Below are 12,862 nucleotides of genomic sequence, written 5' to 3' on the forward strand. Positions count from 1 at the left end.
ACGATCTGCACCGCAACATGACAGCGCGCGGCTGCGTCGCGCAGGAGCAGCCCGATGTCCCAGACAGACCTAGCCATCGTCGAACGCGAGCCGGCCGTACGGCCCTGGCTGGTGATGCTGGCGCTGGCGATCGGCGGCTTCGCTATCGGCTCGACCGAATTCGCGGCGATGAGCCTGCTGCCCTACATCGCGTCGGGGCTCGGCATCGACGAGCCGAAGGCGGCGCATGCGATCAGCGCCTATGCGCTGGGTGTGGTGGTCGGCGCGCCGATCATCGCCGTGCTGTCGGCACGTGTCCCGCGCCGCACACTGCTGATGGCACTGATGGCAGCCTATGGCATCACCAACTGCCTCACCGCTTTGGTGCCCAACTATGAATGGCTGCTGGCGCTGCGCTTCCTGAGCGGCATGCCGCACGGCGCCTATTTCGGCGTGGCCGCGCTCGTCGCGGCATCGCTGGTCGGACCGAAGGAACGCACGACGGCCATCGCGCGCGTCATGCTTGGCCTGACGGTTGCCACGATCATCGGCGTGCCGGCGGCGACCTATCTCGGCCAGGCCTACGGCTGGCAGGCGGGCTTCGCATTGACCGGCCTGCTGGCGCTGGCCACCTTCATCATGGTGGCGCTGTTCGCTCCGCGCGACAGGCCGGACGAGGACGCCAGCCCGCTGCGTGAACTCGGCGCCTTCCGCAACCGCCAGGTGCTGCTGACGCTGGCGACCGCCATTGTCGGCTTCGGCGGGCTTTTCGCGGTCTATTCCTACACCGCCTCGACATTGCTCGAAGTCACCAGGGCCGATCCGCGCGTGGTACCGCTGGTGATCGGCCTGTTCGGCGTCGGCATGACGCTCGGCAACCTTATCTCAGCTTGGGCCGCCGACAAGGCGCTCAAGCCGACGGCCACGGTGCTGATCATCGCCAGTGCCGCCGCGCTCTTCGCCTTCCCCTCTTCGGTCGGTTCGCTGTGGTCGATCTCGCTGGTGGTTTTCCTGATCGGCTGCACCACCGGCCTCGCCATCGTGCTGCAGACCTACCTGATGGATGTGGCCCGCGACGCGCAGACGCTGGCCGCCGCCGCCAACCACAGCGCCTTCAATGTCGCCAATGCGCTCGGGCCCTGGCTGGCGGGCCTGGCGATCTCGGCCGGCTACGGCTTCCCCTCGGCCGGTTATGTCGGCTGCGCCCTGTCACTCGGCGGGCTGGTGCTGTGGCTGATCACCATGTGGGACGCGAAGCGGCGGAAGGTTTAGGAACGCGACTTCCCTTCTCCCCTTGAGAGAGAAGGTGGCCTCGCCAAGGGCGAGGTCGGATGAGGGGTGCTGGATGGAGTGCAGCTTTCCCGACTAACGACCGATGCAAGACGTTTAATCTCGCTCGATCTCGTTTCTTCCAACACCCCTCATCCGCCCTTCGGGCACCTTCTCCCTCAAGGGGAGAAGGGAGCGGAGTGTCGCGCTCCTACCGAAAACGCAAATTCTTCCGGGTGAGCTGATCGATCGCGGTGCAACCCATCAGCTTCATGGCGCGCTCGATCTCGATGCGCATCTGCTCCAGTGCGCGCTCGACACCGGCCTGGCCGGCGGCGGCGAGCGGGAACAGGTAATAGCGGCCGAGCCCGACTGCCTTGGCGCCAAGCGACAGCGCCTTCAGCACATGCGTGCCGCGCTGCACGCCGCCATCCATCATGACGTCGATGCGATCGCCGACGGCATCGACGATCTCGGCCAGCTGGTCGAAGGCGCTGCGGGAACCGTCGAGCTGACGCCCGCCATGGTTGGAAAGCACGATGCCGCTGCAGCCGATCTCGACGGCGCGGCGAGCATCCTCCACCGACATGACACCCTTCAGGCAGAACGGCCCGCCCCACAGCCGCACCATCTCCGCGACGTCGTCCCAGGTCATCGACGGGTCGAGCATCTCGGTGAAGTAGCGGCTGATCGACATCACGCCGCCGCCCATGTCGACATGGCTGTCGAGCTGCGGCAGCCTGAAGCTTTCATGGGTAAGGTAGTTCAGCGCCCAGGCCGGTTTCACCGCGAACTGGGTGATGCCGGCGAGGTTGAGCCTGAAAGGGATGGCGAAGCCAGTGCGCTTGTCGCGCTCGCGGTTACCGCCGGTGATGCTGTCGACCGTCAGCATCATCACCTCGACGCCGGCCTGCTTGGCGCGCGCCATCATCTCGCGGTTGAGGCCGCGATCCTTGTGGAAGTAGAACTGGTAGACCTGCGGCGCGCCGCTGATCCTGCGCGCCTCCTCCAGGCTGACGGTGCCGAGGGAGGAAACCCCGAACATGGTGCCGTACTTGCCGGCGGCGGCGGCGACCGCGCGTTCGCCCTGGTGGTGGAACAGGCGCTGCAGCGCCGTCGGCGAGCAATAGACCGGCAACGCCAGGTTCTGGCCCATGACGGTGACCGACAGGTCTATGTCGGTCACGCCGCGCAGCACGTTGGGCACCAGGTCGCAGGCCTCGAAGGCGGCGGTGTTGCGCCGGTAGGTGACTTCGTCGTCGGCGGCGCCGTCGATGTAGTTGAAGATCGGCCCCGGCAGGCGCCGCCTGGCCAGCTCCCGGAAATCGTGGAAGTTGTGACACTGGCTGAGACGCATGGAGCTGTTTCCCTGGATGCACCGCGAACCGAAGACAATCGCTTCAGAAGCATGCTGTGGCTTACGCCACCTTTTACACGACCGGCACCCGCAGACGATATCTAGCTGAGGGCCCGGTCGAGATGGGTATAGCCGCCATCGACGAACAGCCACTGGCCGGTGGTGTGGCTGGCGCGCTGCGACAGCAGGAACACGACGGTGGCGGCGATCTCGTCGGCGGTCGTCATACGCTTGCCGAGCGGGATGGCGGCGGTGATCTCCTGCAACCTGGCCTGCGGGTCAGGAAAGGTCGCCAGCCAGTTCGCGTAGAGCGGCGTCATGACTTCCGCCGGGATGACCGCGTTGACGCGGATGCCGTCTTCGAGAAGTGCGGCCGCCCATTCGCGCGTCAGCGACAGCTGCGCTCCCTTGGCCGCGGCATAGGCACTGGTGTTGCCCTGCCCGGTGACGCCGGTCTTGGACGAGATGTTGACGATGGCACCCCGGCTCTTCTTCAGCCACGGCAGCGCGTGGTGCACGACCGTATAGTAGTGGACCAGGTTGCGGTCGAGCGACCTGCGGAATTCGGCCGGGCCGGCATCCAGCCCGACGCTGTCGTTGACGCCGGCATTGTTGACGACGCCGTCGATCCGGCCGAAGACCGTTGCGATCTGGGCGACCGCTGCCTCGGTCTCATCGTCGGATTCGAGATTGGCCCGGACGAATGTTGCTGCCGGCGACAGCGCCTTGAGCTGCACCTCGAATTCTCTGCCGAGGGGGCTGCGGCTGACGATCGCGGGAATGGCGCCTTCGGCCGCCAGCCCAAGCGAGATGGCGCCGCCGATGCCGGCACCGCCACCCGTCACGATCACGACTTTTCCGGCGAGGCCGAGATCCATCGCGTCAGCCCTTGAACCGGTACTGGGCGCGCGACTGCGGCTTCATCTCGATAGAGAAGCCTGGCAGGACAGGTGGCATGTAGGCGGCGTCGCGGATCTCGCAGGGGTCGATGAAATGCTCGTGCAGATGGTCGACATATTCGATGACACGGCCTTCCTTGGTACCGGACACGCAGAGATAGTCGATCATCGACAGATGCTGGACATATTCGCACAGGCCGACGCCGCCGGCATGCGGCCAGACCGGAAGGTTGTATTTGGCGGCGATCAAAAGCACCGCCAGCACCTCGTTCAGGCCGCCCATGCGGCAGGAATCGATCTGCACGATGTCGATGGCGCCTTCGGCGATGAACTGCTTGAACATGATGCGGTTCTGGCACATCTCGCCGGTGGCGACCTTGATCGGCTTCACCGCCTCGCGGATTCTGCGATGGCCGGCGACGTCATCGGGGCTGGTCGGTTCCTCGATGAAGAAGGGTTTCGAGAAGGCAAGCTGCCTGAGCCAGTCGATCGCCTGCGGCACTTCCCAGACCTGGTTGGCGTCGATCATCAGGTAGCGGTCCGGACCGATGATCTCGCGCACGATGCTCAGGCGCCTGATATCATCTTCGAGGTCGCGGCCGACCTTCATCTTGATGTGGTTGAAGCCGGCGTCGATGGCTTCCTGGCAGAGCCGGCGCAGCTTTTCCTCGGAATAGCCGAGCCAGCCGGCCGAGGTGGTGTAGCAGGCATAACCCTCGCGCTTCAGCGTCGCCACGCGATCGGCCTTGCCGGCCTCGGCCTTGCGCAGGATCGCCAGCGCCTCGTCCGGGGTGAGCACGTCTGTCAGGTAGCGGAAGTCGATGATCTTCAGGATCTCTTCGGCGCTCATGTCGCCGACGAGTTGCCAGACAGGCTTGCCGGCCTGCTTGGCCAACAGGTCCCAGATGGCGTTGACGACTGCGCCGGTGGCGAGATGGATGGCGCCCTTGTCGGGGCCGATCCAGCGCAGTTGGCTGTCGCTGGTGAGATGGCGCCACATCCGGCCCGGATCCTCCGCGACCCGGCCGAGGTCGAGCCCGACGACGAGATGGCGCATGGCCTCGATGGCGGCGCAGCAGATCTCATTGCCACGGCCGATGGTGAAGGTCAGGCCATGGCCCTCGAGCCCGCCGTCGGTCTTCAGGATGACATAGGCGGCGGAATAATCGGGATCGGGGTTCATCGCGTCCGATCCGTCGAGATGCTCAGAGGTCGGGAAGCGCAGGTCGAGCACTTCCATATCGGTGATCTTGGCCATGACCGTTCCTTACGCTTGTTTATGCCGCGTCGACGACGCGCTGGCGCTGTTCACCCAGCCCCTCGATGCCGAGGCGCATCACCTGCCCGGCCTTGAGGAAGACGGGCGGCTTCTGGCCAAGGCCGACGCCCGGCGGCGTGCCGGTGGAAATGACGTCACCCGACTGCAGGCTCATGAAGCGGCTGAGATAGCTGACGATGTGGCGCACGGAGAAGATCATGGTCCTGGTGGAACCGTCCTGGCGCATGACGTCATCAACGGAGAGCCAGAGCTTCAGGTTCTGGGGATCGGGCACTTCATCGGCGGTGACAAGCCAGGGGCCGGTCGGACCGAAGGTGTCGCAGCCCTTGCCCTTGTCCCAGGTGCCGCCGCGCTCGATCTGGAACTCGCGCTCGGAGACGTCGTTGATGACACAATAGCCGGCGACGTGGTCAAGCGCGTCCGCCTCGTCGATGTAGCGGCCGGGCTTGCCGATCACCACGCCCAGTTCGACTTCCCAGTCGGTCTTGAGCGAGTTGCGCGGGATCTCGACATCGTCGTCGGGGCCGACGACGGCACTGGTCCATTTGTTGAAGATGATCGGTTCGGGCGGGATCGGCGCACCCGTCTCGGCGGCGTGATCGGCGTAGTTCAGGCCGATGCAGATGAACTTGCCGATCGCGCCGACGCAGGCGCCGAGGCGGACATCGGACTGGGGCGTTCCCTCAACCTTCGGCAGCGTCTCGGGATCGATGGCGCGCAGGCGGTCGAGGCCGGCCGGCGTCAACACGTCGCCGGCGATGTCGGGCACGATGCCGGAGAGCGACCGGATTTGGCCGGCCTTGTCGAGCAGGCCCGGAAGTTCGCGGCCCTTGAGGCCATAACGCACCAGTTTCATAGGGTCACCATTGTGGGAATGCGTGAGAAAACGCGCGGGCGACGACGTGTCGCCCGCGCAAGTCAGATCAAAGGGTCTCAGTCGTAGAGAACGGCAGCGATCTCGGGCTTGTCGATGTTGGTCTTGTCATACCAGTAGAAGCCGGTATCGATCTTCTTGTCGACGGTTTCGCCCTTGCTGGCCTTCACGGCGGCTTCGACGGTCTTGTAGCCGATGCCGACCGGGTTCTGGGTGATGGCGCCGGCCATCAGGCCGTCCTTGATCGCCTGCTTCTGCAGCGCGCCGGAATCGAAGCCGATGATGGTGACCTTGCTGCCGAGTTCCTTGGCGCCGTTGACCACGCCGATGGCCGAGCCTTCATTGGTGCCGAAGATGCCCTTCAGGTCGGGGTTGCCCTGCAGGATCGACTTGGTGATTTCCGTCGACTGCAGTTGGTCGCCGCCGCCATACTGCACCGAGACGATCTCGATCTTCGGATAGGCTTCCTTGATGCGGTTGACGAAGCCGTCGCGGCGGTCGATGCCGGTGCGGCTGGTCTGGTCGTGGGCGACCACCGCGATCTTGCCTTCCGAACCGATCAGCTCGGCCATCTTGTCGGCGGCAAGGGCAGCGGCGGCGACGCTGTCGGTCGCGGCGGTGGCAACCGGAATGTCGCTGTCGACACCGGAGTCGAAGGCGATGATCGGGATGCCGGCCGACTTAGCCTGCTCGAGCAGCGGAATGGCGGCTTGGCTGTCCAGTGCGGCGAAGCCGATGGCGGTCGGCTTCTTGGCGATGGCGGCGCTCAGCATGTCGATCTGGCGGTCGACCTGGGCCTCGGTATCCGGGCCCTCGAAGGTGACGGTGACGCCGAGATCGGCGCCCGCCTTGTCGGCACCGGCTTTCACCGCCTGCCAGAATTGATGCTGGAAGCCCTTCGAGATCAGGGCGACATAGGGCTTGTCCTGCGCCATCGCGGGCGCGGAAAAAGCAAACAGGGCGGCGCCGGCGGCGCCGATCAACAGACGTCTGGTAATCACTTCTTGGTCCTCCACTGATGTTGTTTTCCCACCACGCGCACTGGCGCGGTTCCTGACGGCGTGCAGGCCGCCAGAATTTGCGCGTCGTGGATCACGACGCGTTCCTGCTGCGCAGCATGTCGATGTAGACGGCGAGGATGATGATCGTTCCGGTGATCACCGTCTGCCATTCCTGGGGTACCGACATGATGCGCAGACCGTTGGCGAGCACCGAGATGATCAGCGCGCCGATCAGGGTGCCGAGAATGGTGCCGCTGCCGCCTGCGAGCGAGGTGCCGCCGATGACGACAGCGGCGATGGCGTCGAGCTCATAGCCCTGACCGAGCGCCGGCTGCGCCGAATTCAGCCGCGAGGCGATCAGCAGTCCGGCGATGCCGCAGATGGCGCCGGCCAGCGTGTAGACGGCGACCTTCCATCCCTTGGTGTTGACGCCCGACAGGCGCACCGCTTCTTCGTTCGAGCCCAGCGCGAAAGTGTAGCGGCCAAGCGCGGTACGGGTCAGCACCATGCTGATGACGATGGCGACCGCGAACAGCACCAGCACGCCATTCGGCACCGGCACCGCCGGGATGACGGTGCCGACGATCGAGCCCTGCGAAATCGAGGTGAAGCCGGGCGTGCCGTTGAAATAGATCGGCCGCGTGCCGGAGATGACCAGCGACAGACCTTTCAGGATCAGCATCATGCCGAGCGTGGCGATGAAGGGCGGGATGCGCAGCCTGGCGACGATGTTGCCGGTGACGAAACCGGCACCAGCGCCGGCCAGGATCGCACCGGCGACGCCGAGCGGCAACGGCAGGCCGAGGAAGGTCAGCACGACACCGGCGATGACCGCGCAGAACGTCATCAGGGTGCCGACCGAAAGATCGATGCCGCCGGTGATGATGACGACGGTGGCAGCAATGGCCAGCACGCCATTGACCGAGGTCGCCTGCAGGATCGCCAGGATGTTGCTGGTCTGCAGGAAATTGGGCGAGGCCAGGCTGAAGACGACGAACAGGATGATGAGGCTGCCGAAAGCGAGCAGCTTGTAGCGGGCACCACCGGCGCCTTGCGATTTGCCGATCAGGCCGGCGAAGACATTGTCGCTCATGTTGTTCTCCCTGCGCTGCCACGCAACGTCGCCAGACGCATGATCTCTTCCTGCGGCGCACCCGCCGGCAGGAAGCCGGTGAGCCGGCCCTCGCACATCACCGCGATGCGATGGCTGAGCCGCAGCACTTCCGGCAGTTCGGACGAGATGACGATGATGGCCTTGCCCTCGGCGGCGAGCGCGTTGAGCAGCTTGTAGATCTCGCTCTTGGCGCCGATGTCGATGCCGCGGGTCGGCTCATCGAAGATCAGCACCTTGCAGTCGCGCAGCAGCCATTTGGCGATGACGATCTTCTGCTGGTTGCCGCCGGAGAGCAGGCGTGCCGGCTGGCTGTCCGACGGCGTCTTGATGGCGAGCCTGGCGATGTATTCGCTCGCCGCCGCATGCATGGCCTGTTCGTCGAGAATGCCGAGCGGCCCGGTGAACCGTGGCAGGCTGGCCAGCGCGATGTTGTTGCGCACGTCGAGGCCTGTCGCCAGGCCAAGCGCCTTGCGGTCTTCGGACAGGTAACCGATGCCGCGGCGCACCGCATCCTGCGGTGTCGCGACGTCGACGCGCTCTCCGCCCATCAAGATCTCGCCGCTATCTGCCTTGTCTGCGCCGAAGATCAGCCGCGCCACCTCGGTGCGGCCAGCCCCCATCAGGCCGGCAAAGCCGAGGATTTCACCGGACTTGACTGCAAACGATACATCCCGCACCTGCGAGCCGCGCGTCAGGCCGCGCACTTCGAGCGCGACGGGCGCCGCCGACAGGTCGGGTGCCGCCGGTGCTTCATTGTCGATTTCGCGGCCGACCATCATCGAGATGATCTTCGAAATAGGCGTTTCCTTCGCGTCGACGGTGCCGACATAGGCGCCGTCGCGCATCACCGTGACGCGGTCGGCGATGCGTTTGATCTCGTCCATCTTGTGCGAGATGTAGACGACGCCGACACCGTCGGCCTTCAGGCGGTTGATGATGGCGAAGAGCTCGCCGACTTCCTTGTCGTTGAGGGCGGCGGTTGGTTCGTCCATGATCAGGATGCGCGAGCGGAACGACAGGGCCTTGGCGATCTCGACCATCTGCTGCCTGGCGATGGTGAGGGAGCCGACCAAAGTGCGCGGATCGAGCGAGAGCTGCATGGTCTTGAAGACATCGGCGGCATAGGCGTTGAGCGCGGCTTCATCGAGCAGCAGCCCGCCTGCCTTGCGCGGTTCGCGCCCGATCAGGATGTTCTGGGCGGCGGTGAGATGCGGCATCAGGATCAGCTCCTGATGGATGATGCCGATGCCGGCGGCGATCGCCGCGCGCGGCGAGCCGAGGTCGACCGGCTGGCCGCCGACCAGCACTTCGCCCGCATCCTGCCGGTAGATGCCGGCCAGGATCTTCATCAGCGTCGACTTGCCGGCGCCGTTCTCACCCATCAGCGCATGGACCTCGCCGGAGCGCAGGTCGAACCCGGCGCTCTTCAGCGCACGCACGCCGGGGAACGCCTTGTCTATGCCCCGCATGGTGACGAGGTCGGTCATGTCAGGCCGTCCAGCCGCCGTCGATGATGTAGGTGTGCCCGGTCGTGAAGGTCGCGCCGGCCAGGTAGACGACGAGATCGGCCACCTCGTCGGCGGTGCCGATGCGGCCCATCGGCTGGCGCGCGACGAAGGCCTTGCGGGCGGCCTCATAGTCGCCGGTAGCCTTCAGTCGTCCTTCGAGCGAAGGGCTGTCGACGGTTCCCGGGCAGATGGCGTTGCAGCGGATGCCGTGCGAGACGAAATCGGCGGCGACGGATTTGGTGAGACCGATCACCGCCGCCTTGCTGGCGGAGTAGGCGAAGCGGTTCGGCACGCCTTTGATGGAGGAGGCGACCGTCGCCATGTTGATGATGCAGCCGGAGCCGCGCTTCAGCATGCCGGGCAGCACGGCCTTGATGGTGCGGATCTGCGCCTTGAAATTGAGATCGAGGGCGAAATCCATCTCGTCCTCGGTGCAGTCCAGGATGGTGCCGTTGTGGACGACGCCGGCGCAGTTGAAGAGGATGTCGACGGCCCCGGTCTCAGCCGCCACGGCGTTGACCGCCGCACTGTCCAGCACGTCGAGCACGCGGGTATCGATGCCATCCCTGGCGAGCCCGAACAAGAGCTCTTCATTGATGTCCGTGGCGACGACACGGGCGCCGGCCTTGGCAAGCGCGATGGCCGAGGCACGACCGATGCCTTGCGCGGCCGCGGTCACGAGACAGCTCTTCCCTGCCAGGCTGGCCATGTGAATTCCTCCCGTAACGCGCCCGATCCCAGCGGACGGTTTCCAATATTTCAGCATCGGTCATGCTGTCAAGTGGTCAGACCACTTGCTGTCAGGTGGCCAGACCGATAGATAAAGCAGGCAGGCTTCCGCTGCGGTCGCCGCCAGATTATGGTCACCACGGGAACCGCGCCGATTTGCCGGCCGACCCGGACAGAGGGTACGGGTTTGAAACTTCAGGCTGTCTCGAACAGGAAGCTCTATCTGCAGATCGCCGACCAGATCCGCGATCAGATCCTGTCCGGCGAGGCGACGCCCGGACAGCAGCTGCCATCCGAGCGCGATCTAGCGGTCTCGCTCGGCGTCTCGCGGCCAACGGTGCGCGAAGCATTGATCGCGCTGGAAGTGGCCGGCATGCTGGAGGTCCGGGTTGGCGTGGGCGCCTTCCTGAAAGCGCCGGCCAATCCGGCCCAGGCCCTGCCGGAGGTCGGACATTCGCCGATCGAGGTCATGGCGGTGCGCCGGCTGCTGGAACCGGAAGCGGCAGCCCAGGCCTCACAGCACATTTCGGCGGAAGGACGGCGGCGGCTGAAAGCGGCGATCGTGGCCTTGCGCGAGGAGACGGCCCGCGGCGACTGGTCGAATGACAGTGACCGCGCCTTTCACATGACAATCGTCGAGAACTGCGGCAACCGGCTGCTGCGCGAGATGATCTCGCAGCTGTGGGCATCGCGGTCGGAAGGGATCGACCAGCAGTTCCACCGGCACCTCGCCGAGGCACCCGTGCTGCGCAGCCATATCCTGGACGATCACGAAGCCATCTGCACCGTAATCCTTGCCGGCGAGTCCGACCAGGCACGCGCCGCCATGGCCGCGCATCTGACCTATGTCGAAGAGGCGATGCTGCGCGTGTGGGATTGACGGCGGCGTCATCGCGGTTTCAGCGCCTTGCCGGGCCCATCCTTCGGCCCCCCTGGAAATGGATCCACAACCTTGCGAACGCCGGCTGAGCGCGAAATGCAGGGTCGCCCAGCATGCCGATGGCCCGGATGACAGGCGCGCGTGAACTAAGTTTCTGATTTGATATAGACTTTAATACAGGCATCTTTCCTTTTGCAGCTATTCTGTCACAAGATGGCGTGTCGCAAACATTTGGCGGGACGATTTCTGACAGGAGAGAAGCGATGACTTTTTTCTACGTGATTTTGGCTTTTATCGTCGGCTTGTTGCTCGGCTGGTTTTTATGGGGACGCCTGCGTGATGAACTTGCACAGGTGCGTGGCGATCTCGACAGCATCCGCAGCGAGCGCGACAGGCTGAAATCCGATACGAAGCGCCTGACCGGCGACCTGGAAAGCTGCGCCAGCGCGCGCACCGACCTCGAGCGGCAATTGCGCGAGGCAAAATCGTCCTCGCCAGCGCCGCTGCTGGCTTCATCGGCAACGCTTTCTTCAGCCGCCAGCAAGCCCGCGCAAGCCAAGGCTGCCCCGGCCAAGGCGCCCGCGGTGAAGGCAGCCGCGGCGCCTGCCGCCAAGGCAGCTCCAGCCAAGGCGCCTGCGGTCAAGTCGGCCCCGGTTAAGGCGCCTGCCGCCAAGCCGGCTGCGGCGAAGGCTCCAGCAGTCAAGGCGACCCCAGCCAAGGCACCAGCGGCCAAGCCGGCCACGGCAAAGGCACCCGCGGCCAAGGCAGCTCCAGCCAAGGCGCCAGCGGCCAAGCCGGCTACGGCAAAGGCACCCGCGGCCAAGGCAGCTCCAGCAAAGGCGCCAGCGGCCAAGCCGGCCACGGCAAAGGCACCCGCGGCCAAGGCAGCTCCAGCCAAGGCACCTGCGGCCAAGCCGGCGACGACAAAAGCTTCCGCGGTCAAGGCGACTCCAGCAAAGGCGCCAGCAGCCAAGCCGGCCAGATCATCGGCTGGAGACGACCTGCGCCGCCTGATCGGCATCGGGCCTGTCAATCAGCGTCGCCTGAAGGAACACGGCATCACGACCTATGCCCAGATAGCGGGATGGACCGCGGCGGACATCCAGCGCGTCGAGGAGTACCTCCAGTTCGACGGACGCATCGAGCGCGAGCGCTGGGTGCAGCAGGCCAAGCTCCTGGCCGCCGGCGATGAGAAGGAATTCGCGCGCCAGTTTCCGACAGCCGGCAGTTCCAACAACACGTGAGCATTCTCCAAACCGGCGGCGCGGATTCCCTCGCGCCGCCGGGAAAACGACAGTGATCAGCCGGTCGGGGTTTTCCTGCCGCGAGCAGACTCGCCAACACCTGCCGCACCCGGTGGCACGGCCTGGCGCGCACGGTCCAGTTGCCGCATTGCTGAAAACAGCAGTTCCCGGTCCCCGAGATGCGCCTCCCACAACGCGACGAAGATCGAATTGTCGGAGGTGTGCGGACCGGGCGCATCCTGCGCACGCCGCAGGCTCTCATCGGCAGTGCGCTTGGCCTGATGAAGCTGCGACAATGAGGCGTCGAGAGCCGCGCTGCATTCGTGGAAAGGGTCCGTTTCTCCGGTCAACCCGCCATGTTGCAAGGGTGCGCCGTGGACGCTGGAGGGCTTGTAATTGATCATCCCGTCCGTTTCCTAATCCTGTCATTGGCACTTCACCCAGGCAAGCCAGGCTCCCTCCTCAGTCGAGGTCGCGATGGGGCATCGACACCAATACAACGCGAATCCGGTTCTGCAAATAGAAACTGGAGTCAAATTGTCATGTTTTAGTCCGAACCGCCTTTCGTGGGATCGCGGACGTCTTTTGCGGCGGCAATCCCGCCACCTCAGGATCACTCGACCCTGCGCAATTCGGTCCACTGCCCTCGTGGATCAGACCTGTGGCGCAGCTCAAGCCCCGCGGTCCCATCTTCGAATTCACAGAGGGATGGCGCCGGTGTAGATGATA

12 protein-coding genes are annotated in these 12,862 nt (G+C 65.1%); 3 read left to right on the forward strand and 9 right to left on the reverse strand.

All coding sequences use genetic code 11. The features are described 5' to 3' along the window. Positions 1-54 precede the first annotated feature (54 nt). Entirely contained in the window at positions 55-1,251 is a 1,197-nt protein-coding gene (locus ACFJIU_RS22625; RefSeq protein ID WP_379063742.1) for an MFS transporter, read from the forward strand. Between the two features lie 208 nt (positions 1,252-1,459). Here the strand turns inward: ACFJIU_RS22625 and ACFJIU_RS22630 are convergent, their stop codons facing one another. The 8 genes from ACFJIU_RS22630 to ACFJIU_RS22665 all read right to left on the reverse strand — a co-directional run bounded on the left by ACFJIU_RS22630 (position 1,460) and on the right by ACFJIU_RS22665 (position 9,989). Further along, positions 1,460-2,605: an alpha-hydroxy acid oxidase gene (locus tag ACFJIU_RS22630; RefSeq protein ID WP_379063744.1), complete on the reverse strand. Its 1,146-nt coding sequence runs from the start codon at positions 2,603-2,605 to the stop codon at positions 1,460-1,462. A 101-nt stretch (positions 2,606-2,706) separates the two neighbouring features. Next, the gene (locus ACFJIU_RS22635; RefSeq protein WP_379063746.1) at positions 2,707-3,483 is read right to left on the reverse strand and encodes an SDR family oxidoreductase; all 777 of its coding nucleotides are present in this window, start codon (positions 3,481-3,483) and stop codon (positions 2,707-2,709) included. Between the two features lie 4 nt (positions 3,484-3,487). Beyond that, positions 3,488-4,762, reverse strand: a complete 1,275-nt coding sequence (locus tag ACFJIU_RS22640) for an L-fuconate dehydratase (RefSeq protein WP_379063748.1) — start codon at positions 4,760-4,762, stop codon at positions 3,488-3,490. A 19-nt stretch (positions 4,763-4,781) separates the two neighbouring features. After that, positions 4,782-5,639 carry a fumarylacetoacetate hydrolase family protein gene (locus tag ACFJIU_RS22645; RefSeq protein ID WP_379063750.1) on the reverse strand — a complete coding sequence of 286 codons (858 nt, stop codon included), beginning with the start codon at positions 5,637-5,639 and terminating at the stop codon, positions 4,782-4,784. 77 nt (positions 5,640-5,716) lie between these two features. Next, on the reverse strand, positions 5,717-6,658 hold the full coding sequence (locus ACFJIU_RS22650; RefSeq protein ID WP_379063752.1) for an ABC transporter substrate-binding protein: 942 nt from the start codon (positions 6,656-6,658) through the stop codon (positions 5,717-5,719). Between the two features lie 91 nt (positions 6,659-6,749). Then, on the reverse strand, positions 6,750-7,751 hold the full coding sequence (locus ACFJIU_RS22655; RefSeq protein ID WP_379063754.1) for an ABC transporter permease: 1,002 nt from the start codon (positions 7,749-7,751) through the stop codon (positions 6,750-6,752). Beyond that, complete coding sequence (locus ACFJIU_RS22660; RefSeq protein ID WP_379063756.1) at positions 7,748-9,259, reverse strand: sugar ABC transporter ATP-binding protein; 1,512 nt, start codon at positions 9,257-9,259, stop codon at positions 7,748-7,750. Before ACFJIU_RS22660 ends, ACFJIU_RS22655 begins: the two co-directional genes overlap by 4 nt. A gap of 1 nt (position 9,260) precedes the next feature. Then, positions 9,261-9,989 (reverse strand): SDR family oxidoreductase, encoded by a 729-nt coding sequence (locus tag ACFJIU_RS22665; RefSeq protein ID WP_379063758.1) that lies wholly within the window; start codon positions 9,987-9,989, stop codon positions 9,261-9,263. Positions 9,990-10,196: 207 nt separating this feature from the next. On the opposite strand from ACFJIU_RS22665, the gene ACFJIU_RS22670 reads away from it, so the two are divergent. Next, the gene (locus ACFJIU_RS22670) at positions 10,197-10,889 is read left to right on the forward strand and encodes a FadR/GntR family transcriptional regulator (protein ID WP_379063760.1); all 693 of its coding nucleotides are present in this window, start codon (positions 10,197-10,199) and stop codon (positions 10,887-10,889) included. 263 nt (positions 10,890-11,152) lie between these two features. After that, positions 11,153-12,133: a proton-conducting membrane transporter gene (locus tag ACFJIU_RS22675; RefSeq protein WP_379063762.1), complete on the forward strand. Its 981-nt coding sequence runs from the start codon at positions 11,153-11,155 to the stop codon at positions 12,131-12,133. Positions 12,134-12,189: 56 nt separating this feature from the next. On the opposite strand, the gene ACFJIU_RS22680 is transcribed toward ACFJIU_RS22675, so the two are convergent. Then, positions 12,190-12,537 (reverse strand): hypothetical protein, encoded by a 348-nt coding sequence (locus ACFJIU_RS22680; protein WP_379063764.1) that lies wholly within the window; start codon positions 12,535-12,537, stop codon positions 12,190-12,192. Positions 12,538-12,862 lie beyond the last annotated feature (325 nt).

This window comes from Mesorhizobium sp. UC74_2 (genome assembly GCF_042701485.1).
GTDB lineage: Bacteria > Pseudomonadota > Alphaproteobacteria > Rhizobiales > Rhizobiaceae > Mesorhizobium.

What these genes read in the sequence shown, in the direction of transcription:
- ACFJIU_RS22645 (WP_379063750.1), bottom strand. Translation starts at nt 5,639, where the DNA reads ATGAAACTGGTGCGTTATGGCCTCAAGGGCCGCGAACTTCCGGGCCTG.
- ACFJIU_RS22625 (WP_379063742.1), top strand. Translation starts at nt 55, where the DNA reads ATGTCCCAGACAGACCTAGCCATCGTCGAACGCGAGCCGGCCGTACGG.
- ACFJIU_RS22655 (WP_379063754.1), bottom strand. Translation starts at nt 7,751, where the DNA reads ATGAGCGACAATGTCTTCGCCGGCCTGATCGGCAAATCGCAAGGCGCC.
- ACFJIU_RS22635 (WP_379063746.1), bottom strand. Translation starts at nt 3,483, where the DNA reads ATGGATCTCGGCCTCGCCGGAAAAGTCGTGATCGTGACGGGTGGCGGT.
- ACFJIU_RS22675 (WP_379063762.1), top strand. Translation starts at nt 11,153, where the DNA reads ATGACTTTTTTCTACGTGATTTTGGCTTTTATCGTCGGCTTGTTGCTC.
- ACFJIU_RS22665 (WP_379063758.1), bottom strand. Translation starts at nt 9,989, where the DNA reads ATGGCCAGCCTGGCAGGGAAGAGCTGTCTCGTGACCGCGGCCGCGCAA.
- ACFJIU_RS22680 (WP_379063764.1), bottom strand. Translation starts at nt 12,537, where the DNA reads ATGATCAATTACAAGCCCTCCAGCGTCCACGGCGCACCCTTGCAACAT.
- ACFJIU_RS22630 (WP_379063744.1), bottom strand. Translation starts at nt 2,605, where the DNA reads ATGCGTCTCAGCCAGTGTCACAACTTCCACGATTTCCGGGAGCTGGCC.
- ACFJIU_RS22640 (WP_379063748.1), bottom strand. Translation starts at nt 4,762, where the DNA reads ATGGCCAAGATCACCGATATGGAAGTGCTCGACCTGCGCTTCCCGACC.
- ACFJIU_RS22660 (WP_379063756.1), bottom strand. Translation starts at nt 9,259, where the DNA reads ATGACCGACCTCGTCACCATGCGGGGCATAGACAAGGCGTTCCCCGGC.